This is a genomic window from Actinoplanes subglobosus (genome assembly GCF_042650585.1).
Classification (GTDB): Bacteria; Actinomycetota; Actinomycetes; order Mycobacteriales; family Micromonosporaceae; genus Actinoplanes; species Actinoplanes subglobosus.
On sequence record NZ_JBHSBL010000021.1, the window covers coordinates 65,950 to 86,197 of the forward strand.

Here is a 20,248-nt window from a genome sequence, read left to right on the forward strand (position 1 = left end):
GTGCCGCCGGGTGGGCCGAGCGGGCCGAGCGCCTGCCCGCCGTCGACGGCCTGCCCCGGCGAGCGGGCTTCATCCACCTGGCACAGGTCCACGGGACACTGCGCCGCGATCCGGCGGCGGCCGCGGCCCACGCCGAGCGGGCGGCACGGTCGTTCGCCCGGGCCGGTGACCGTCTGGACGCCGCGCAATCCCACGTGTACGCGGCTGTGGCGTACCGGAGCATGGGTCTGCCGGCCGCCGCCGACCGTGAGATCGCCGCCGCCCGCCGTGGTTTCGCCGCCTGCGACGCCTCGCCCTGGTGGCTGGAGAAGATGACCGGCGTCCCGGTGCTGTCGCCGGCCGAGCCGGCCCCGTCCGGTCTGCTGCTCACGCCCCGCGAGCTGAGCGTCCTCGAGTTGCTCGCCGAGTCACTGACGTCCGCGACGATCGCCCGCCGGCTCGGGATCAGTGCCGGCACGGTGCAGAAACATCTGACCCGGCTGTACCGGAAACTGGGCACCACCGACCGGCTGGCGACGGTCCTGCGGGCCCGCGAGGCCGGTCTGCTCCCGAACGATTGACCGCGCCGGACCCCACGGTGCCGATAACGTGCCTGTCATGGCCAGCACAACTGAGAAACCGCAGCCCTGGGCGGTGCCGAGCGTCAGCGTGTCGATCGGTGGCGGCCCGGTCCAGACCTGCCGGGTCACCCGGGAGGTCAACGGCACGTTGCGCTTGGGGCTCACCGGATTCGCCATGATCGGCGTCGACGCCACCCTGTTGTGGACGCAGAACGGCCGCGGTTTCAGCATCGAGGGAACGGTCGTCCCCGAGCCCGCGAACAGCATCCCCGGGGTGTACCTGCGCGTCGACGAGACGGCGGGCGGGATCGAGCGGCGCCGCAACGAGCGTCTCCCGGTGCAGGTGCCGGTGGTGCTGACCCTGCCGGCCGGTCACCTCTTCCCCGGCCAGACGATGAACCTGTCGGTCGGCGGGGCGCACGCGGTCGTCGACCTGGACGAGGTCGGTGACGACGCGCTGATGCGCCTGGCCGAGGACCTGACCCGGGGTTCGATCGTCAGCGTCGAGATCCTGCTCCCGGACGGCCCGGTCGCGGTGACCTGCCAGGTCGGCGGTGGCGGGGACGAACTGGGCGACGTCCGCCTGCTCTTCGTCGATGTGAGCCCGCACATCCGGGCGCGGCTCAGCGCATTCCTGACAGCTCCCGCTGATTGACCCCCGCAGGCCGGACGCCGATGATGAGTTCGACTTTCATCGATGCGTGGGCGGGAGCTGTGATGGCCAACGAGGAAATGCCGGAGGTCGGGCCGGGTGACAGCGGCGACACGGTGAAACAGGCACAGCGCGCACTGCGACGGACCCCGGACACCACGCTCGCCGTGGACGGTCTGTTCGGGTCGAAGACCGAGGCCGCGACCAAGGCGTTCCAGACCGGGCAGGGCCTGCCGGCGACCGGTGTCGTCGACGAGGCGACGTGGAAGGCACTACCCGACGGCACCGCGATGCCGACGCTGCGGCAGGGCTCCGAGGGCGACGCGGTCCGCGCCCTCCAGCAGGTCCTGACGATGGGCGCGGCCGGTCTCTGGGTGACGACTCCGCAGGGCACCGACGGTCACTTCGGCAAGAACACCGAGGCGGCGGTACGGGCATTCCAGAGCTGGGCGGGCATTCCGGTGGACGGTGTGGTCGGCCAGCAGACCTGGACGGCCCCGCCGCTGGCCCTCGAATTCGTCGTCGGCCTCCAGCACGTCGAGAAGTGAGCGACCAGGACCCGCCGGCCGGGTCGTCCCAGCTCGTCAGCTTCGAACGGGCCGACGTCGTCTCCCTGATGATCTATCCCGCACCCCCGCCGAAGCTGGTGGTCACCGGCCAGGTGCCGTACATGAACATCGAGGTGACGCTCAACCCGGTGCGCTACATCCAGCGGCCGGAGTACTGGGTCATCGAGGTCGTCGGTCAGATGCCGGTCATCGGTCTGCCGGCCCTCGCCCCGTACGCCGTCGAACTCGACCTGACCGGCCTGATCGGCACCAGGGGCATCGAGGTCGTCGGCGCGAACCAGACCGAGCGCATCGACATCCCGTCCGCCTAGACCGGACCGGAGGTGCCCGGGACCACGCGGTCCCGGGCACCTCGGCGTGTCAGTCGGTGACGGTCCCGGCGGCCGGCGGCAGGTAGACCGGCTCCCACGCTCCGGGCAGGAAGAACAGGCCCTGGAACAGGACGTGCTCGGTGCCCTCGGTCAGGGTGTCGGCGACGGTCGGCACGGTGAACGGCACCGATGTCGTGCCCGGCGGGAACTCCAGGAACGGCTGGAGGTTCGTCGCCGACAGCGGCCGGGACGGCTCCGGGTCCTCGAAGGCGTTCTCGGTGAACCACTGCGGGTCGACGTCGGTCGACGACAGTTCCGGCCCGGTCGCCGGAGGCTGCGTCAGGAACAACAGGTAGGTGAAGTCGTCGATCTCCGCGGAGAGCGACACCGTCCAGGTCAGCGGCGACCCCTCGGCGGCGGTCGCGGACGGGGTGATCGTGACGTCCGGAACGGGCTCGTCCTCGGTCACGACCACGCCACCGTCGTAGTCGCCGACGACCGCGCTGCGGACCGCCTTCGCCGTCAGCGTGTAGCGGCGGTCACCGCCGTACGTGGTGTTGCCCGGCACCTTCACCGGAACCGGGATCCGGGTGGTTCCCGGCTTGACGTCGACCAGCCAGTTCGTCGTCTCATAGGTGCGGGCGTCGGTCAGGAACAGCCGGACCTTCGCCGCCTTCGGCCCCTGCGTCCGCACCCGCACGGTGTAGGTGGCCGTACCCGAGTCGCCCTCCTCGACGGTGATCTCGCCGACGTCGACGCGGTCGAGCGCGGCCGGTCGCGGCGCCGGCGTGCCCGGCGACCAGCCCCAGGCGTCGATCAGCCAGGCCGGCCCGTCACCACGCGGGGTGATGTCGAGACGGGCCACCGAGCGGATGCCCGCCGGCAGCGGCAGCCGGACCTCCTGCGCCCAGTAGGACGTGGTCCAGTCGGTGCCGGGCAGCCCGGTCACGGTGGCCGTGCCCAGCTCAGCGCGGCGGCCGCGGTCGTCGGTGACCGCGACGGTGAACCCGGTGGCGGGCGCGTTCGGCGGCACGATCAGCCGCAGCGCCAGCGCCCGCGAACCGGCGACCGGCAGCGCCTTCGCCGGCTTCAGCGTGGCGGTGCCGGGACGGTCGAGGGCGACGGCGTAACGGTCCGGCTCCGGCGCCTGGAACGGCACGAAATGCGGCGATGCCGCAAAGGTGTCCGACCCCAGACAGGCTGCCTCGGCCGGGGCCGGCACCTGCTCACAGAGACGGGCATTCTGTACGGCCAGAGTCGCGCCCGGAACGATCGCGGCGGTCCGGTTCGCCCCGATGGCGTGGCTCAGCACCCGGGCGGGACCGGCCGAGGGCGCGCGCACCCCGGTGCCGTCCAGCAGCGGGCGGGCCCGGTCGTCGCCGCCGACGAAGAGCCGTGCCGCCGTCGCGATGTAGGTAGCCCCGGCCGTCTGCTGCTGCGGCGGGGTGAGTCTGGCGGGGGCGACTCCGGCCGTACACAGCGGGTCGTCCTCGGCCTGGAAGTCGTCGAACGCCGGGCCGACCGCCTGGCCGGGAGTCCATTCGGTGTTGAAGTAGTTGTGGTTCGCACCGACCATGTAGAGCGCGCTGTGCAACGCCCGGCCCGTGCTGACGCCGCGGGTGGCGTCGACGAACATCTGGCCCTGCAGGTCGGAGACGTCGCCGTCGCAGCCGGGCAGGATCGTCGCCGACGGCACGTCGGGCTGCGGGTTCTGCCCGAAGATCGTGGGCCCGACCAGCAGCAGGCCACGGACCGTCCAGCGGACCCGGCCACGATAGTCGTCGCGGGCCGGCGGGTTGAGGCTGTCCAGTGCGGCCCGGCTCACACCCTCGCCGCCCCGCGAGTGGCCCATCAGGAACACCCGGGACAGGTCGGCGCGGGGCGCGGACCGCACGATCGCGGGCGCGCCGGAGCGGCCGGTGCCGGACCAGTCGGCCCAGCGGGCGAGGTGCATCCGGACCAGCGCCGAACGGGCCTGAGCGCCGCCGTCGGAGTCGGCGTTGTCCTGCGCGTTGATGCCGTTGGCCGAGATCGACACGGTGATGTAGCCCTGCGACGCGAGCAGGCGCTGCGCCTCGAGGTAGCCGCGGTGGCTCGGCACCGCGGCGGAACCGGCCGGACACGGCCACTGCAGGCTGATCGACTCCAGGTCGTCGCCGGCGTAGCAGGTCCAGTGGCGGCCGTGCAGGAACAGCGCGAGCGGCCGCTTGCCCGGCGCGCCCTTCGGTGCGACCACGACGGCGTCCATCTCGACCCGGGACGGGTAGGTCGAGAGTTTCACACCGGGCAGCGAGTATTCGCCGGTCGTCGTCGCGTACGGCCCCTTGACGCCGGGGTCGATCCCGGCGGCCGGCAGCACCGGCGCGGTGGCCGGCGCGGCCTTGGTCAGGCTCTTCCGGGCCGGTGGCGCCGCGGCGTCGACCCGCTTGCCGCCGATCCGGACCTGCAGGTCGGTCAGCCGGCCCACGGCGCCGCCGCGCAGGGTGAACGTGCGCAGGTCGGCGGCACCGGCGGCCCGGCCGAGCAGCCGGTCACCGGCCCAGAACTCGACCGCGGCGTCCCCCGGCGGAATCACGTCCTCGCTGGTCCACGTCAGGGACCGCTTGTCGAACGACCAGCCGGACGGCAGAGCGCCCGGCGCCGGTCCGGGTGGATCCGCCGAGGCGGGCGCGGTCAGTCCGAGCAGCAGCGTGCTCGTCGCCACGGCGGCGACCAGAAATTTACGCATGCACTCCGTCTTAGTCGGTGCATGCAAATATTCGGATTAATGGCCGTTATCAGCCGGAGAAGCGAGCCTTGCGGGCCATCTTGCGGTAGGCGGCCAGGGCGTCGGCATCGGTGTCCGGCCGGAAGTTACGGGACGTGCCCTTCTGGTTGTCGGTGTCGAACCAGACGACGGCCCCGATCGACGGCGTCGCGTCGACATAGGCGGAGAGCTTCCGGATCCACGGCCCCTTGGTGTGCCTACCGTGTCCGATGGCCGCCGTCTCGGCCAGGACGATCGGCTTGCGCTTGCCGTACGCCGCGACGATCGGGCTGAACAGGGTCTTCGGCGACTCCTTGGAGAAGTTGTATCCGGAGACGCCCACCCAGTCGACGTACGAGTCACCCGGGTAGTAGTGCTGGAACCTGTTCCAGGCGACGTCCGGACCCGAGTTCCAGTTGGGGCCCCACACCCACGCGACGTTGGTGGCGCCCTCCTCCCGGAAGATCCGGTGCATCCGCCGCCACGACTTGATGTACCCGGCCGGCTTCTTGCCGTTGTGCACGCCGTCCCAGTCGAACCAGTTGCCGTTCATCTCCCAGCCCCAGCGCAGCATGATCGGCCGGTCCATGCCGGCCAGCCGGGTGGCCATCAGGGCGATGTTGCGGTCGGACTTGCCGCTGGTGATGCGCTTGTGGAAGGTGCCGTCCCAGGACACCATGAGCACCGCGCTCGACGGCACCTCGGGCTCGCTGATCGGCGCGTAACCCGACCACGGGTAGTAGCGGTGCACGATGCGCTGCTCCCGGCCCAGCTGGCGGCGGCGCAGCGCCAGGCTCTCGGTGAGCGTGCGGCCGCGCAGCGAGAGGTAGGAGCCGAGCATCGCCTTACCCCGCCGGAAGGGGACCGGACCTCCCCCGTCGATGGCCGCCTCGGCCGGGCTCGCGACGCCCGCGGTCAGGACCGCGGCCGGCACGGCCATCGTCATCAGGCTCAGCACCCGGCGGCGGGCCAGTCCGTCACGCTGCTCATCTTCCACGCGCCCAGCGTGCCCGGCCGGCGGGTCGGTCGCCCTCGGTCCGACAGTCGACAAAACCCAACCAGAGCGACAAATCGCCGTCCCTCCTACGTTCGTGCCAGGTCCCCGCCCCGCTGGATTGCGGTGAACACCATCGGGCACGGTATGTCCCGTCGACCATTCGTGACACTCAGACAGGAAACACATGCGAGCCCTGAAGACGGCCGTCCCCGGCCTGGTGCTGCTGTCCGCCCTCGCCGCCTGCGGCGACTCCGGCGACACCCCGGCCCCGGCCGCCGCGCCCACCGCCACCTCGGCACCGGCCACCTCCGCGGCCGGCGGCGCCACCCCGGCGTCATCGTCCGACGGATCAACAACCGGCGGTACGGCGTGCCGGACCAAGGACGTCGAGGTGACGATCACGGCGCAGCCCGGCGGGTCGGCGACCGAGCAGCGGGGGCTGGTGGCCGTCACCAACACGGCGAAGCAGCCCTGCACGGTCAACGGGTGGCTCACCCTCACCCTGGTGAACGCGGCCGACGAGCCCGTCGAGGTCCCCACGAAGACGGTCCCCGAACCGGGCCCGGCCGAGAACGTGACGATCCCGCCCGGCACCACAGCGTTCGCCGGCATCAAATGGACCCCGTGCGACAAGGCCGACGCCTCCTGCGGCGTGGGCAACACCATCCGCTACGACCTGACCCGCTCGACCGAGGGCCCGGCGGCGAAACTGGACGGCCTCCCGGCCGCCGAGAAGAGCGGACTCACCATGAAGTCCCTGCTCATCGGCACGTTCCAGCCGGCCGCCCAGGGTGTCGTCGCCTGGTGACCTCCGAGGCCCGGCGCCCACCTCACGGACGCCGGGCCACACTCCACCCGTCGCCCGTGCCACGCGCTGGGCGTCGCGGGGATCCCGTTCCGGTCCGATTGAGGGTTCGTTTAGGGTGTGCTCGTTCACGGACTGATCGACGGTTATCTCTTAAGTTTCCTGAGGAATTGATGACGAGCAGGCATCGAGCGTGGCGCTCACCCGGCGGGATGGCTCTGGCCGCCGCACCGTGGATCATCATCTTCAGCGGTCTCATAGCCCTCGCGGTGCTGCTCGCCCTCACCCTGTGGGCCGGCTTCGACAACGACTCCTCACGGCCCGGAGCGTCCGGCACCACCGGCACCGGTGATCAGTTTCCGCCACCACCGCCGACGTCGCAGGCGGCGCTTCCGGTCGCCGAGCAGCAGCCCTCCGCCGCCGCGCCGGGACAGGGCGGTGACGCACCGCTCGCTCCCGGAGCCGGGACCAGCGGCGGGACGAGCGGCAGGACCGGGACCACCGGGCCGGCCGGCGCCGTCCGCCCCGGCGGCACGACCACCACACCGGCACCGACCGCCGCCGCGACGACCACGACGGCGAAGGCCACCGTCCGCAACGCGTTCTCGACCGTGCAGGCCGAGTCGTTCGACGCCCGCAGCGGCGTGACCGTCGTGGCCTGCGACGAGGGCGGCAAGGCGATCAGCACGATCGCCAGCGGTGACTGGGCGCGCTACGACAACATCGACTTCGGATCGTCCAAGCCGATCGACTTCGTGGCCCGGGTGGCCTCCGGACTCAGCGGAGGCGGCAGCGGCCTGGTGCAGGTCCGGCTGGGCAGCCCGTCGAGCACACCGATCGGCGACTTCGCGATCGACAACACGGGCGGCTGGCAGACGTGGCGTTCGGTACCCGGCAACGTCGCCGGGCCCACCGGCGTCCACACCGTCTACCTGACCTTCAGCAGCGCCCAGTCCGCCGACTTCGTCTCCGTCAACTGGTTCACCTTCCGTCACTGACCGCCCTGCCCGCCCACCCGCCTCCAGCCCACGACCGGCCGCCTCCCACGGGCACCTCGCGGCCCGGCGGCCATCCCGCACCTTCCGACGCCTCGACGGTCTCCGGCTGAAAACGGCTCATGCCGGCGACTCTGTTGCGGCGGCCGTCCGCTCTTCTCCGGAATTCCGGTGGTCCCGGCCTCGCCGGGGAGAAGGTCTGCCCAGCGTTGGTCAGCGCACAGATCGAGCACGGAGAGGGGAAGCGGGTGGTCAAGGGGGGAAGTGGAGGCGGGCCTGGATCGGGAGGTGGTCGCTGGGGTACTGGCCCGCCTGACGGTGCGTGTTCATCAATGCCGCCACCGTCGTGATCGAGGGGCTGGTCAGGATCCAGTCGTCGCGCTCGCCGTTCGGGATCAGCGGGGCGTAGTTGTGGATCGTTCCCCAGGCCGGGCCCCGCCGAGGGGTGAGCCAGGTGTCGCGGAGGCCGGCCTCGGTGGTGAGCAGGCGGTAGGTCTCGCTGCCGGGCGCGGCGGCACTGTTGAAGTCGCCGGTCAGCACGATCGGCAGCGGGGCGAACGTGGCGAGACGGTCCATGATCAGCTGGGCCGAGCGGCGGCGGGCGGGTTCGCTGTGGTTGTCCAGGTGGGTGTTGACGGCGCAGAAGTCACGGCCGGTCGCCAGGTCGGTGAACCGCGCCCAGGTGACCATGCGGGGCTGATGGTTGCCCCAGCTCATCGAACCCGGGACGGCCGGTGTGCCGGAGAGCCAGAAGTGGCCCGAGCTGCGTGGACTCAGACGGCTCCGGTTGTAGAAGATCGCCATGTGCTCGCCGACGCCGCCCGGGTCGCGGCCGAGACCGATGCGGTCGTAGTCGGGGCCGAGGTCGCTCTCGATGTCCCGCAACTGGATGGCCAGGCCCTCCTGGGTGCCGATCAGATCCGGTCGCTCGGCGGTGAGAAGGGCCCGCATCACCGGGCGCCGCTGGGCCCACGAGTTCGGCGGGGTGAGCCCGGCATAGCGCACGTTGAAACTCATCACGTCCAGGTCGGCCGGCTCACCCGGGCCGGCGAGACGCTCCAACGCGGACACCGGCGGCCCGTGGAAGGAGGTGGCCGGCGGTGGGGACGGCGCTGAGGACGGGGCGGAGACGGCAGGCGGCGGAGACGAACAACCGCAGAGCACAGCGAGCACCGAGAGGACGACCACCCGCATCCCGCGCATCGGCACCCCTCGACGATACCAAGTAGATGGTTACGCACAGTGATGTCACTCTTGCGGGTTAGGGCGGAGGGGTGCTGCTCCGATACGGTCTGGCGGGTCGATGGGGAGGCGGGACGATGACGGCGGGCAACGGAGACAGGCCGATCGTGATCGACGGGCTGTTCTGCACGGACGAGCCGGCCCTGATCTGGGACGACGGCGAACGCGACCGCTGGGCCGCCCGGGCCGCCGCCCTCGACCACGGCCGGGAGCAGCCCGACTGGCCGCTCGCCGTGACCAGCGCCAACCGTCTGTCCGATCTGTCCCCGGCGCAGATCTCGTGGCTCATCGCGAAGGGCCCGGACGGCCCGGCCCGCGCGCTGATCGCCGACCCGCCGATGCTGCGGCACCGGCAGCGGGTCGATCTGGGCCGGGTCGCGCTGGCCAGGTTCGAGCTGGACGCCATGCCGTTCGCGCTGAGTGAGGCCGGTGAGAACGCCGACCGACTCGGCCTGCTGGTCCTGCCGCTGCGTGCCCCGGACGCGGCGACCCTGGTCGCGGGCTGGTTGCGGCACCTCGGTTCGGCGCGGCTGTGGGCCCGGCTCTGGCTGGCCCGCCATCCGGAGGCCGCGGCGCGGGCGCTGATCCCGGCCGCCGCGGGCCGCCTCGGCAGGGCCCGGCACAACGCGGGAGACGCACTCCGCTTCCTCACGGCCGCCGGTCACGGGACGATGCTGCGCAAAACCGCTGAGGGGTACGGCCAGGGCGCGCTGACCGTGGTCACCGATCTTCTGGGTCTCGGCGCTGCGGACGTGACGCCGGACGGGCCTCTTCCCGCGAACGAGCAGCTGTCACTCGTACCCCCGATGGGTCGGAAAGCGAAAGCACCGCAATGGCTGCGCCCTGATCGCCTGCCGGAAGTGCGCGGTGCCGGCGGCGGAGCCGTGCCGGAGGATGTGGTGGCCGCGGTGGCCGGGGCGTTGACGCGCTCGCGGCTGGCGGATCCGCCGGAGCCGCCGCCCGGTGATCCGGAGGCACCCGGTGGCCTGCCGCTCGCGGTGGAGTCGTCGGCGGCGACGCAGCCGCTGGTGGCGGCGCTGGATCCGGAGGCGGAGCGGCTGCTGGCCGCATGTGATCGGGAGAGTCTGGCGGAGTTCGGGCGGACACTGCTGGACGAGTGGCTGACCGACGGGATGCCGGCGTCGGAGGCGTGGGTTCTCGTCGCGCAGGCGCATGTCGGTGACGACACGACGATGGAGCGACTGGGTCCGCTGGTCCGGTCGTGGCCGGCGAAGAGCCGGTATGCGCGGGCGATCGACGGGTTCGCGGTGCTGGCCACGGTGGGTTCGGACGTGTCGCTGCGACATCTGCTGGCGATCGAGGCGAACATGTCGGGCGGGTCGACCAACGACCGGGCCCTGGACTATCTGACACAGGCGGCGGCGCGGCGCGGGCTGTCGGTGACGCAGCTGGCGGACCGGCTGACGATCACGCACGGGCTGGACACCGGGGTGCGGGTGGACTACGGGACGCGGGCGTTCCCGGTGGTCGTCGACGAGCACCTGACCGCACACGTGACCGGCCCCGACGGGCGGATGCTGGCGCGGCCGCCGAAACCCGGGGTCAGGGACACCCATCCCGGTGCGTATCAGTGGTTCCTGCAGTTCAAGAAGGACCTGCGGGTGACCGCGGCGGCCCAGATCGCCCGGCTGGAACGGGAGATGCACGCCCACCGGCTGCGCCCCGCCCGGGACCTGACCGGGGTGCTGCTGCCGCACCCGATCCTCGGGCCGATCGCGCGGCGGCTGCTGTGGGGCTGCTACGACGGGTCGAACCGCCTGGTCCGGGCGCTGCGGGTGGCGGAGGACGGCAGTCTTGCCGACGTCCACGACACGACGGTGACCGTCGACGGGGACACCCCGCTCGGGATCGTGCACCCGGCCGAACTCGGTGACGAACTGACCGCGTGGGCGCAGATCATCGCCGACTACGAGATCCTGCAGCCGTTCCCGCAGGTGAACCGGCCGGCGGTGGCACTCACGGCGGAGCAGCGGGCGGCCACGAGCCTGGATGGGTTCGGGCCGGTGCCGCAGGACGAGGTGGAGGCGCTGGTCCGTGGGCGGTGGTGGAGCGGCAACGGGTACGAGACTCCGGAGAACGTGCACACGCAGCTGCGGCGGGCGCTGCCCGGTGGGCTGACGCTGCTGGTGGAGTTGCATCCGGGGGTGCCCACGTCGACCTACCTGCATCCGGCGGTGGAGCAGCGGGTCACCGAGATCTGGGTCGACGTATCCGATTCTGATCATTGGCAGCGGGAACGGCATACGCCCCTGGGGGTTGCCGATCCCGCCGCGTTGTCGGAGCTGCTCGTCGAACTCCACGCCCTCCGCGCCTGAGTCGGATCAAGGACTCATCCAGGCTCCTGAGTACGAGCGTACGTAGTCTGCGTGGTCGTGATCGGGACGATCGGAGAGCGTCATGACCGATGACAGCCGTCCGCAGGAACTGCCTCCCTACGTTTACGTTCCCTGTTCACCGGTCGCCGAGGGCGACCCGGAACTCACCGTCGACCTCCGCCGGACCCGGACCGGTCAGGTGGCCCTGCTGGTGTACTCGGCCCTCGACCGTCTGGTCGACAACTGTGGCGAGCATCAGGCGTGGACGGCCCTGCCCGCCACGGACCTGGAGAGGATCCGCGAGGCGACCGGCTATGAACTGATCCTGCTCGACGTGTGTATACCCGAGCATCTTCGGAAAGGCGCGGGGGGAGAGCCGGCATGACCGACCATCTGGATGTCGACCTGGTGATGCTCGACGCGATCGCCGACCGGCTGGATCAGGCCGGCGCCGGCGTCGACTCCGCCGGAAGATTCGCGCCTCCGCAGCCGGACGCCGGCCTGGCCACCCCGATGATCGCCGACGTGCTGGCTCGGCTCTGTGCCGGCGCCGCCCAGTTCGCGGCCGACATGCGCGCCGTCAGTGACCGGTTGGCCGAGGCCGGACGGTTGTACGCCGAGGAGGACGTCGCAGCAGGCCAGAGCATCTACGGAGCGAACTGATGCCCATCGATACCCGCCTCGACGGCCGGCCGGAGTCGGTCCAGGCCACCGCCCGCTGGCTGCGGACCCACCTGGCGTTCGAGGTGAAGGCCGGCGCCGCCGCGATGAATTCGGCCCGCGCCGACGCCGGGACCGGGTGGCAGGGCGCGGCGGGCACCGCATTTCAGCAGCGGGCCGCCGGACATACGGCAACCGCCGAAACCTTGCGTGCTGACATCGAGCGAGCCGCCGACAGACTCACCGAGTTCGCGGACCAGTTGGCCGTCGCGCAACAGCACATGGCCAATGCGCGCGAGATCGCGGCGCGTGGCGGCCTGACGGTCGACGGCTACGTGATCCAGGAACCCGGTTCCGGTCCGGCACCCGCCGGTCAACAGCAGCAGGTGGAGGCCTACGCGCTCGCTGAACGAGAGGCCGGTCTCGGCAACGCAGTATGGCGATTCGTGCTGGACGTCCTCAAGAACATGATGGACGACCTAAGGCAGAAGTGGTTCTTCGCCTTCGGCGATCTGGCCAACGGCACCTACGGAGGGTTTCTCAAGAAACACATCAGCATTCTCCTGGCGGATGCGAAAGAAGCGGCGGAACAGGTCAAGAAGCTGGAAGCCGCTTATCTGAAGTCGCAGGGCGGTTCGGCCCACTCCAAGTCGCTCATCAACCTGATCTCCGAACAGAAACTGGCGGCCGCGGCAACCGAGGCACGGGCCTCCTCCCTTTCCACTGGCCTGCTCAAGAAGGTTCCTCTCATCGGGTACGCGATCACCGCGGCCGGCGTGGGCTACGACATCCAACACGGCAAGCCGGCGGTGAAAGCTGTCGTGGGCGGTCTCGCCAGCATCGGTGGATCCATCGGCGGTGGCATTCTCGGCGGTGCGGCCGCCGGAGCGATCGGTGCCGGACCGGTCGGCCTCGTCGTCGGCGGCGCGATCGGTGGCGTGATCGGCGGCCTGGCGGCCAGCGGTATCACCGATGCCGTCTACGACCGGCTGCCGGAAGGCGTGAAGGACACGTTCGACGACGGGCAGGCCATAGTGGGAAAGGCGCTCAGCGATGCGGGCGGCGAAGTCAAAGAACTTTGGAACAAGATCTTCTGAAGGGACGCCGATGGTCGATGACTCGCCCTGGAAGGAAACCGGCCTGCAACGAGGGGCGAAGATCGCCTTCGGGTTCATGGCTCTGCTGGCCGTCGTTAGTGCGGTCCTTGTGGTCGTCTCAGCTGTGGACGGTGATCTGGCCGGCGTGGCCGGTTTCAGCGCGGGTGCCATTTTCTTCGGGCATCTCGTCGGTTTCAGTGTGCACATGTGGTGGCGACCGCGGAGGTCGATGCCGGCGGTGACCGCCGTGGACGGGGCCGTGACGTTCCCCTTCTCGGCCTGGACCTCCTACTGGCTGGGCAGTTTCATGATTCTCATGGTCCTGGTGCTGGTGCTCATCGGCTCGAGCGGTCTGCTGGGGGGTGGCGGCCCGGGCATCGTCGTGGCGATTCTGGCGTTCGGCGCGGCGATCTACCTCGGCGGGCATTTGGTGCGGCTCGTGTTCAACAGGCGTGGTTGTCTGAGGCTCACACCGACCCGGCTGGAGCACCACGCTCTGGGATTCACCCACCGGCTCCCGTGGGACGCGGTCGCCGATGTTGTCCCCGCCGAGGTCAACGACGCGCCGCTCATAATCCTGATGCCGGTGGCGACGGCGCCGGTGGACGTCACCTTCACTTGGATCACCCGGGGCCCACGCAAAGGGCTCCTTCTTCCGTCGATGGCGATCCGCAGCGTGTGGCTCGTCGATGATCCGGTGACCGTCTACCGGACGTTGCGGCACTATCACTCCAACCCGGGGCACCGGGTCGAACTCGCCTCCGGGGCCGCGATCGACCGGATCCGCCAGGACCGTCTCACAGCCCGGTGAGGGTGCGGCCTCCGCCGCCGAACTGGGCGTCGAGCCAGCCGAACAGGTCGGGCAGGATCGAGCGCCACGTGGTGAAGTTGTGGCCGCCGGGCCGGTCGGCGATGACCAGGGCCGTATCGGGGGCCTTGACCAGCGGGGCGAAGGCTTTCAGGTCGCGCTGTGCCGCCCGGTCGTCGAGGCCGGCGGTGAGGAACAGGTTGAGCGGCGCCGGACGCGACTGACCGATCATGATCCGTGGGTCGTTGGCCCGGCGCAGGTCCAGGTCGCCCTGGTAGAGGTCGCCGGTCGAGTGGTCGATCAGCGGGCGGAAGAAACCGGCCAGCGACGCCGCGGCACCGAACCGGTCCGGATGGCGCAGCGCCAGGTTGACCGCGCAGAACCCGCCCGTCGAATAGCCGGCCAGAGCCCAGTTCTGCCGGCCGGTGGCGGCCCGGAAGTGCCGGTGGATGATCTCCGGGATGTCGCCGGTCAGGTAGGTGTCGGCCTTGGCGCCGAGGGCCGAGTCGACACATTCGCTGTCCCGGCCGCGGACCGGGTCCTGTTCGGCCAGGACGGCGATCACCGGGGGCAGCCGGCCGGCGGCGATCGCCTCGTCCAGCGCGTCCGCGACGCCCACGCTCTTGAGCCAGCTGTCCACGGTGCCGGGGTAACCGGCCAGGAACATCACGACCGGCAGGCCGGCGGGCGCGGCCGTGGGGGTGGGGTAGCCGGCGGGCAGGTAGACGTACGACGGAAGGGCGTAGCCGGTCTCGGCTCCGGCGAGGGTCGCCGGGACCACGGTGCCCCGCCCGGGTGCGGCGGGATGGTCGGCGATCCATCGGTCCAGGTCCTCGCCGCCGCCCCCGTCGGCGGAGAGTCGCGGCGCGCCGGCCGGGAGCGTCTGGGCGTAGGTGTCGCCGCCCTGCCCGAGCAGCTCACCGACCGTGATGTAGAAGTTGGCCTGCTGGTTGACCACCGCGGCCAGGCTCACCAGGAGCAGCAGCTGGACGATGAGCAGGCCGGCCGCCCGGTGCACGATCCGGAACCGGCCGCGGTCCCAGAACGCGGCGGTGGCCACGGCGGCGGCCACGGTGACGGCGATCAGGAAGGTGACCACCCAGCCGTCGGTGAGGACGATGCCGCTCATCGGGGCGCACCGACGGCCGGCTGCTTGCGGTCCAGGCTCGCCTGGGGCCGGCGCGGTGACGGTGCGGTCGTGCGGCGGAGTGCCGGTGCGGCCACGAAACCCTCGGCGACGGCGGCGGCCACCGCCACCTTCGGGAAGGAGCGGCCTCGCGGGTAGCAGATGAACCGGGGCTGCCATGTCGGCTGGTACTTCTGGTTCGCCCGGTACAGCGACTCCAGTTGCCACCACCTCGACAGGAGCTTGAGTACGCCGTACCACCATCGGAGAAACGGTCCGGCGCCGAGCCGCTCACCGCGAGCGAAGACGGACCGGAACATCGCGAAGTTGAGCGAGAGCCGCTGCACACCCATGGCCCCGGACATCGCCACCAGCTCGGCGATCATGAATTCGATCAGGCCGTTCGGGCCGTCCGGGTCGCGGCGCATCAGGTCGAGCGAGAGCCCGCCGGACCCCCACGGCACGAACCCGAGGACCGCCACCACCCGCCCCTGCGCGTCGCGGGCCTCGACCACCACGTACTCCAGGTCGTCCGGATGGGCGAAACGACCGAGAGCCATCGAGAATCCTCTCTCGGTACGCCCGTCGCGCCACCGTTCGGCGTGGACCGCGAGTTCCTCCATCGTGCTCGGCGCCACGTCACCGACCCGGTGGACGCGGACCTGGTAGCCGGCTCGCCGGACACGCTGCACGGCCTGCCGGACCGTCCGCATCGGGCGCCCGTCCAGGGTGAAGTCGGCGATGTTCAGGATCGCCTCGTCGCCGATCTCCAGGACCCGCAGCCCGGCCCGGGCGTAGGCGCGCGCACCGGCCGGGCCGGCACCGAGCACCGCCGGGGTCCACCCGTGCGCCACCGCCTCCTCCCGCCATGCGGCGATCGCGCCGGGCCACTCCGACGAGGCGCCGATCGGGTCGCCGGCCGCCAGGCTCACGCCGTTGACCAGCCGGTAGCAGACGGCCGCCTTGCCGCTGGCGGAGAAGACCGCGGCCTTGTCCGGTCGCAGCGCGAAGTAGCCGAGGGAGTCCTGGTCGCCGTGGGCGGCGAGCAGCTCACGGACCTTCGCCACCCCCTCGCCGTCGTCGTCGGCGACCCGGCGGCTGGGGCGCAGACTCAGCCACGCGGCGAGCACCACGACGGTCGCCCCGGCCACCCCCACGGTGACCGGGATCCACGCCGGCGGGGCCGCGTCGAAATGCGGCTGCCGGATCCCGACGAGCCAGCGCACCAGGAACCAGATGCCGCACCAGGCCCGCCGGGCGCCACCGGCGGACGTGCCCGGGCTGAACACGGTCAGCATCAGCCAGCTCGCCAGCGGCCCCACCGCCACCAGCGACACCAGCAGCACCGTCGTGGACCGGCGGGCCCGGCGGCGGCCCGCGGTGAACTCGCCGCCCGCCGCCACCGCGACGGCCAGCAGCAGCGCGCTGATCGCGATGCGCAGGGTGGCGCCGTGCCGCATCGGATGACCGGTGTCGGTCACGATGCCGGCCGCCGCCAGCACGATCTGCAGGGTCAGCAGCGACACCAGCCACACCCAGGCGGTGTGCTCGCGGCGGCTCAGGCCCCGCGCGACGATCAGGTAGAGCACGCCGCCGGCCGCCGACGTCATCGCCGGCAGACCGGTCCACAGTGATGCGTCACCGGCCAGTCTCGACCCCACGGTGCCGATCGCGGCGAGGATCCCGAGGATCCCGACGCAGGCGTAGAGCATGCCGAACGCGACCGGCACCCGGCGACGCCAGTCCCACTGCCGTCTCTCCTCGAACTCGGCGTTTCCGCGAGCCACGTCGCCCTCCCCCGTCGGACCGATACCGCCTGGAGCCTGCCATCACCGGGCAACGATGGAATCCGCCCCGAAGCAGAGCGGACTCCACCTTTCGGTAGACCCGGTACCGTCGACGCATGCGCGTCTTCCTCACCGGCGCCAACGGTTTCATCGCCCGCGCCACCGCCGTTCACCTGCAAAAACAAGGCCATGAGGTGTACGGGGTGGACCTGCGCGCCGACGAGCCGGCCGGAGTGCTCGCCGGCGACATCACCGCGGACGGCCCATGGCAGGACGTGATCACCGGCGCCGATGTGGTGATTCACACGGCGGCCGTGGTCTCCAACGCGGTCGGGCTCGACGGTCAGTGGACGGTGAACGTCGCCGGCACCCGCAAGGTCCTCGACGCGGCGATCGCCGGAGGTGTCACCCGGTTCGTGCAGCTGTCGTCGATCCGGGCGTTCTCCGACGTCGGCTTCCCGGACGGCGTGACCGAGGACCATCCGGTGCGCCCGGACGGCAACCCGTACGTCGACACGAAGATCGCCGGCGAGCAGGTGGTGTTGCAGGCGCACGCCGAGGGCCGGATCGCCGCGACCGTGATCCGGCCGGGCGACGTCTACGGCCCGGCTTCGCGGCCGTGGACGGTCCTGCCGGTCCAGCTGATCAGAAAGTACCAATTCCTGCTGCCGGCGATGGGCAACGGCATCTTCAGCCCGGTGTACGTCGACGACCTGGTCGACGGTCTGGTCCGGGCGGCGCTGTCACCGGCCGGGGCGGGCCATGTGTTCACCCTGACCGGCGGCGTGGGCGTGCCGTGCCGGGAGTTCTTCGGCCACTACTACCGGATGCTCGGCCGCCGCGGCCCGCTCGTCGCGCCGACACCCGTGGCGGTCGGGGTGGCCCGGGCGGCCGGACGCCTGATCACGTTGACCGGCGCGGAGACCGAGGTCAACGCGATCTCGATGCGCTACTTCACCCGGACCGGCACGTATTCGATCGCCAAGGCCCGCCGTCTGATCGGCTACTCCCCGCAGGTGAACCTCACCGAAGGCATGGCGCGAACCGAGACGTGGCTGCGCGCCGAGGGCCTGATCCGTCCGTGAGGGGCGCCGCCCGGCCCGGCGCCCCCGCACGGAGCAGGTCAGGCGGGACCGGCGGTGGCGTACGCGGCCGAGCCGATCAGCTCCATCGACACCTGCAGCCGTTCCAGGCTGATGTTCTTGGCGATGGTGTCCTCCGGGCTGTGGTAGGGCGGCTCCAGCAGGGCCGGGCTCGCCTCACCGCGCCAGGAGAAGTTGGCGGCGGCGATCCCGGCCTCCTGGAAGGACTGGTGGTCGCTGGAGCCGCGCAGCGTGACCGGGGAGATCCGCGGGTCGTAGCCGAGCCGGGTCGCGGCCGCCGTGACCTCGTCGGTGGCGCGGTTGGCCAGACCGGTGAAGGAGAGCAGCCAGTAGCGGGTGGCCGGGTCCCAGCTGGTGGCGACCATGTCATTCTGGTAGACGGCCACGATCCGGTCGCGCTCCTCCTGCGGGAGCTGGGACACGTAGTAGCGGGAGCCGATCAGGCCCTGCTCCTCGGAGCCCCACAGGGCGAACCGCAGCGTCGCCTCGGTCGGCAGTTTGCGCAGCACCCGGGCCAGTTCCAGGCAGAGGACGGTGCCCGAGCCGTCGTCGTTGGCCCCGGGCGCGCCGATCACCGTGTCGTAGTGGGCGCTCACCATCACGACCGGTCCGCCGGTGGTCTTGCGGCGGCGTTCGGCGATGACGTTGTGCGAGGTGAGGCCGCGGTGCGCCACGGTGGAGACGGTGAGCCGGAGCCGGCCGGCGGCGAGCAGGTCGCGCAGCCGGTACTTCTGCGCCTGGGCCACGCCGACCACCGGGATCGGCACGGGCGTGGTCGCCGAACCCGGCAGGGTGGGGCTGAACGCGGCGGCCCGGCGCGGCTCGACCAGGTCGACGGGCAGGAAGATCACGGCGGCGGCGCCCCGGGCGACGGCGGTGGCGACCAGGGCCTCCCGGTCGGCGGCCACGTAGTCGACCAGCAGGACCTTCCCGGTCACGTCGGCCGGGTAGTCGGCCTCCGCACCGGCGTGGACGTCCACCACCTCGCCGCGGACCTTCACGTCCAGGGCGCCGTGCGGGGACGCGCCGGCCTGCCAGCACAGGTCCCGGGGCAGGCCGCGGGGCGCCTCGAGCTGGGCCAGGAACTTGTCGGCCACCGGGAACGGCTGGAGCGTCACGTCGTAGCCGAGACCGTCGAGCACCCCGGAGATGTAGTCGGCGGCCTTGCGCTCGGAACGGGTGCCGCCGATGCGCGGGCCGATGCCCTGGGACAGCACCTGCAGGTGCCACAGGGCCCGCTCGGCCGAGACCCGGCCGGCGACCCGCTCGTCGCCCGCGGTCAGGGCGGGCGGGTTGACCGCTCCCGGCCGCTGGTCGCCGACGGCCCAGGCGGGCGCGGGCAGGGCGACCCCGGCCGCGCCGCCCAGGGCGATCGTCAGCATCCGGCGCCGGCTCAGTGAAGACTTCTGACCTGGTGTTTCCAAGACTCCCCCTCGCTGAATGAGATCGTCTTTCCCGGTCAGGATGACGATCTTCGCGAGAGAAAGCCTATGGTCAATATTTACACAGAGCAATGAACTGGATGCGGCCCGCCCTACTGATAGCTGACCGCCGTCGGGCGGACCACGTAGACGACACGATGCGCGACGTCGCCGGGCGGCAGGGCGATGTCGAGCCGGTACCGCTGGGCGAGCTCGGCGAAGAACACGCCCTCGGTGTCCGGGTCGATCCGCTCGACCGTGCCGCGCACTTCGAGATAGCGGTACGGCTGATCCGGATCGTTGATCGAGAGACTGATCCGCGGCTCGCCGGTCACGTTGCGGTACTTACGGCGCGTGGTCGTGTTGGTGAACCGCAGGAACTCACCGTCATAGGTGAACCACATCGGGTTGACCTGCGGCTCGCCGTCGTCGCGCACGGTGCCGAGGTGCCCGAAGAGCGGGCGCTCGAGCAGGTCGGAGTGACTGTCCGGAATGATGCTCATAAGACAGAACTCTGTCATACGACAGTGATCGTCGACAACCCGGGGCCGTGGCAGAATGCCTCACATGAGCGCGACGGACGACCGGCTGGGCCTCGTGATCAAGCGGGCCGAGCAGGCGCTGATCGCCCGCAAGACGGCGGCGCTGCGCGAGTTCGGCCTGACCGTCCCGCAGTACGCGGCGTTGCTCCTGCTCTCCGGCGGCGACGGCATGTCCGCCGCCCAGCTGGCCCGGGAGTCCCTGGTCACCCCGCAGACGATGGCCACCGTGCTGACCAACCTCGAGGCCAAGGGCCTGATCGAGCGCGACCAGTCCCCGCTGCACCAGAAGGTCGTGGTCAACCGGGTCACCGCGGCCGGCGCCGCGCTCCTCGCCGGGGCCGACGCCGCCGCGCTCCGGGTCGAGCGGTCACTCGCCGCCGCCTACACCGACACCGAGCGCAAGCAGCTGGCCGAGTTGCTCGATCGCGCGATCGCCGCCCTCACCGCCTGACCACTCGTTCGTAGGACCCGTCCCGAAAGGGCCCGCGCCG

19 protein-coding genes and 1 pseudogene are annotated in these 20,248 nt (G+C 71.4%); 13 read left to right on the forward strand and 7 right to left on the reverse strand.

Annotated elements, in window-relative coordinates; all coding sequences use genetic code 11:
* The 4 genes from ACFO0C_RS32335 to ACFO0C_RS32350 form a co-directional block, all read left to right on the forward strand.
* Positions 1–560 (forward strand): helix-turn-helix transcriptional regulator (locus ACFO0C_RS32335; protein WP_378070534.1); only part of this gene is annotated, 560 nt, incomplete at its 5' end.
* 37 nt (positions 561–597) lie between these two features.
* Positions 598–1,215 carry a PilZ domain-containing protein gene (locus ACFO0C_RS32340; RefSeq protein ID WP_378070535.1) on the forward strand — a complete coding sequence of 206 codons (618 nt, stop codon included), beginning with the start codon at positions 598–600 and terminating at the stop codon, positions 1,213–1,215.
* Between the two features lie 62 nt (positions 1,216–1,277).
* Positions 1,278–1,760, forward strand: a complete 483-nt coding sequence (locus ACFO0C_RS32345; protein WP_378070536.1) for a peptidoglycan-binding domain-containing protein — start codon at positions 1,278–1,280, stop codon at positions 1,758–1,760.
* Positions 1,757–2,092, forward strand: a complete 336-nt coding sequence (locus tag ACFO0C_RS32350; protein WP_378070537.1) for a hypothetical protein — start codon at positions 1,757–1,759, stop codon at positions 2,090–2,092. Before ACFO0C_RS32345 ends, ACFO0C_RS32350 begins: the two co-directional genes overlap by 4 nt.
* A 49-nt stretch (positions 2,093–2,141) precedes the next feature.
* Here ACFO0C_RS32350 and ACFO0C_RS32355 read toward each other — a convergent pair whose 3' ends face one another.
* Both ACFO0C_RS32355 and ACFO0C_RS32360 read right to left on the reverse strand, forming a co-directional pair.
* Complete coding sequence (locus ACFO0C_RS32355) at positions 2,142–4,820, reverse strand: hypothetical protein (RefSeq protein WP_378070538.1); 2,679 nt, start codon at positions 4,818–4,820, stop codon at positions 2,142–2,144.
* Between the two features lie 49 nt (positions 4,821–4,869).
* Positions 4,870–5,835, reverse strand: a complete 966-nt coding sequence (locus tag ACFO0C_RS32360) for a glycoside hydrolase family 26 protein (RefSeq protein WP_378070539.1) — start codon at positions 5,833–5,835, stop codon at positions 4,870–4,872.
* A 184-nt stretch (positions 5,836–6,019) separates the two neighbouring features.
* On the opposite strand from ACFO0C_RS32360, the gene ACFO0C_RS32365 reads away from it, so the two are divergent.
* Positions 6,020–6,643: a DUF4232 domain-containing protein gene (locus ACFO0C_RS32365; RefSeq protein WP_378070540.1), complete on the forward strand. Its 624-nt coding sequence runs from the start codon at positions 6,020–6,022 to the stop codon at positions 6,641–6,643.
* Positions 6,644–7,122: 479 nt separating this feature from the next.
* Positions 7,123–7,638 (forward strand): annotated as a pseudogene (locus ACFO0C_RS32370) (carbohydrate-binding protein); the annotation flags it as partial.
* A gap of 249 nt (positions 7,639–7,887) precedes the next feature.
* Here the strand turns inward: ACFO0C_RS32370 and ACFO0C_RS32375 are convergent.
* Complete coding sequence (locus ACFO0C_RS32375; RefSeq protein WP_378070764.1) at positions 7,888–8,838, reverse strand: endonuclease/exonuclease/phosphatase family protein; 951 nt, start codon at positions 8,836–8,838, stop codon at positions 7,888–7,890.
* 116 nt (positions 8,839–8,954) lie between these two features.
* Here ACFO0C_RS32375 and ACFO0C_RS32380 point away from each other — a divergent pair, with 116 nt between their 5' ends.
* The 5 genes from ACFO0C_RS32380 (at position 8,955) to ACFO0C_RS32400 (ending at position 13,781) form a co-directional block, all read left to right on the forward strand.
* The gene (locus ACFO0C_RS32380) at positions 8,955–11,213 is read left to right on the forward strand and encodes a DUF4132 domain-containing protein (RefSeq protein WP_378070541.1); all 2,259 of its coding nucleotides are present in this window, start codon (positions 8,955–8,957) and stop codon (positions 11,211–11,213) included.
* Positions 11,214–11,295: 82 nt separating this feature from the next.
* Positions 11,296–11,598, forward strand: a complete 303-nt coding sequence (locus ACFO0C_RS32385) for an SAV_915 family protein (protein WP_378070542.1) — start codon at positions 11,296–11,298, stop codon at positions 11,596–11,598.
* Positions 11,595–11,876: a hypothetical protein gene (locus tag ACFO0C_RS32390; protein ID WP_378070543.1), complete on the forward strand. Its 282-nt coding sequence runs from the start codon at positions 11,595–11,597 to the stop codon at positions 11,874–11,876. Before ACFO0C_RS32385 ends, ACFO0C_RS32390 begins: the two co-directional genes overlap by 4 nt.
* On the forward strand, positions 11,876–12,970 hold the full coding sequence (locus ACFO0C_RS32395) for a WXG100 family type VII secretion target (protein WP_378070544.1): 1,095 nt from the start codon (positions 11,876–11,878) through the stop codon (positions 12,968–12,970). Before ACFO0C_RS32390 ends, ACFO0C_RS32395 begins: the two co-directional genes overlap by 1 nt.
* A gap of 10 nt (positions 12,971–12,980) precedes the next feature.
* Complete coding sequence (locus tag ACFO0C_RS32400; RefSeq protein ID WP_378070545.1) at positions 12,981–13,781, forward strand: hypothetical protein; 801 nt, start codon at positions 12,981–12,983, stop codon at positions 13,779–13,781.
* Here ACFO0C_RS32400 and ACFO0C_RS32405 read toward each other — a convergent pair.
* Complete coding sequence (locus ACFO0C_RS32405; RefSeq protein WP_378070546.1) at positions 13,768–14,907, reverse strand: alpha/beta hydrolase; 1,140 nt, start codon at positions 14,905–14,907, stop codon at positions 13,768–13,770. The two genes, ACFO0C_RS32400 and ACFO0C_RS32405, sit on opposite strands and share 14 nt — an antisense overlap.
* Positions 14,904–16,691, reverse strand: coding sequence for a phosphatidylglycerol lysyltransferase domain-containing protein (locus tag ACFO0C_RS32410; RefSeq protein WP_378070547.1), 1,788 nt, complete (start codon positions 16,689–16,691; stop codon positions 14,904–14,906). The genes ACFO0C_RS32405 and ACFO0C_RS32410 overlap by 4 nt, the downstream gene beginning before the upstream one ends.
* 116 nt (positions 16,692–16,807) lie before the next feature.
* On the opposite strand from ACFO0C_RS32410, the gene ACFO0C_RS32415 reads away from it, so the two are divergent.
* Positions 16,808–17,776, forward strand: coding sequence for an NAD-dependent epimerase/dehydratase family protein (locus ACFO0C_RS32415; RefSeq protein ID WP_378070548.1), 969 nt, complete (start codon positions 16,808–16,810; stop codon positions 17,774–17,776).
* Between the two features lie 38 nt (positions 17,777–17,814).
* Here the strand turns inward: ACFO0C_RS32415 and ACFO0C_RS32420 are convergent, their stop codons facing one another.
* Positions 17,815–19,176: a M28 family peptidase gene (locus ACFO0C_RS32420; RefSeq protein WP_378070549.1), complete on the reverse strand. Its 1,362-nt coding sequence runs from the start codon at positions 19,174–19,176 to the stop codon at positions 17,815–17,817.
* Positions 19,177–19,328: 152 nt separating this feature from the next.
* Complete coding sequence (locus ACFO0C_RS32425) at positions 19,329–19,718, reverse strand: PPOX class F420-dependent oxidoreductase (RefSeq protein ID WP_378070550.1); 390 nt, start codon at positions 19,716–19,718, stop codon at positions 19,329–19,331.
* Positions 19,719–19,782: 64 nt separating this feature from the next.
* Here ACFO0C_RS32425 and ACFO0C_RS32430 point away from each other — a divergent pair, with 64 nt between their 5' ends.
* Positions 19,783–20,208, forward strand: coding sequence for a MarR family winged helix-turn-helix transcriptional regulator (locus ACFO0C_RS32430; protein WP_378070551.1), 426 nt, complete (start codon positions 19,783–19,785; stop codon positions 20,206–20,208).
* Positions 20,209–20,248: the final 40 nt, after the last annotated feature.

Excerpts from the sequence above, each read along its gene's own strand:
- ACFO0C_RS32340 (WP_378070535.1), top strand. The coding sequence starts at position 598 with ATGGCCAGCACAACTGAGAAACCGCAGCCCTGGGCGGTGCCGAGCGTC.
- ACFO0C_RS32345 (WP_378070536.1), top strand. The coding sequence starts at position 1,278 with ATGGCCAACGAGGAAATGCCGGAGGTCGGGCCGGGTGACAGCGGCGAC.
- ACFO0C_RS32355 (WP_378070538.1), bottom strand. The coding sequence starts at position 4,820 with ATGCGTAAATTTCTGGTCGCCGCCGTGGCGACGAGCACGCTGCTGCTC.
- ACFO0C_RS32365 (WP_378070540.1), top strand. The coding sequence starts at position 6,020 with ATGCGAGCCCTGAAGACGGCCGTCCCCGGCCTGGTGCTGCTGTCCGCC.
- ACFO0C_RS32375 (WP_378070764.1), bottom strand. The coding sequence starts at position 8,838 with ATGCGCGGGATGCGGGTGGTCGTCCTCTCGGTGCTCGCTGTGCTCTGC.
- ACFO0C_RS32380 (WP_378070541.1), top strand. The coding sequence starts at position 8,955 with ATGACGGCGGGCAACGGAGACAGGCCGATCGTGATCGACGGGCTGTTC.
- ACFO0C_RS32385 (WP_378070542.1), top strand. The coding sequence starts at position 11,296 with ATGACCGATGACAGCCGTCCGCAGGAACTGCCTCCCTACGTTTACGTT.
- ACFO0C_RS32390 (WP_378070543.1), top strand. The coding sequence starts at position 11,595 with ATGACCGACCATCTGGATGTCGACCTGGTGATGCTCGACGCGATCGCC.
- ACFO0C_RS32395 (WP_378070544.1), top strand. The coding sequence starts at position 11,876 with ATGCCCATCGATACCCGCCTCGACGGCCGGCCGGAGTCGGTCCAGGCC.
- ACFO0C_RS32400 (WP_378070545.1), top strand. The coding sequence starts at position 12,981 with ATGGTCGATGACTCGCCCTGGAAGGAAACCGGCCTGCAACGAGGGGCG.
- ACFO0C_RS32405 (WP_378070546.1), bottom strand. The coding sequence starts at position 14,907 with ATGAGCGGCATCGTCCTCACCGACGGCTGGGTGGTCACCTTCCTGATC.
- ACFO0C_RS32415 (WP_378070548.1), top strand. The coding sequence starts at position 16,808 with ATGCGCGTCTTCCTCACCGGCGCCAACGGTTTCATCGCCCGCGCCACC.
- ACFO0C_RS32420 (WP_378070549.1), bottom strand. The coding sequence starts at position 19,176 with ATGCTGACGATCGCCCTGGGCGGCGCGGCCGGGGTCGCCCTGCCCGCG.
- ACFO0C_RS32425 (WP_378070550.1), bottom strand. The coding sequence starts at position 19,718 with ATGAGCATCATTCCGGACAGTCACTCCGACCTGCTCGAGCGCCCGCTC.
- ACFO0C_RS32430 (WP_378070551.1), top strand. The coding sequence starts at position 19,783 with ATGAGCGCGACGGACGACCGGCTGGGCCTCGTGATCAAGCGGGCCGAG.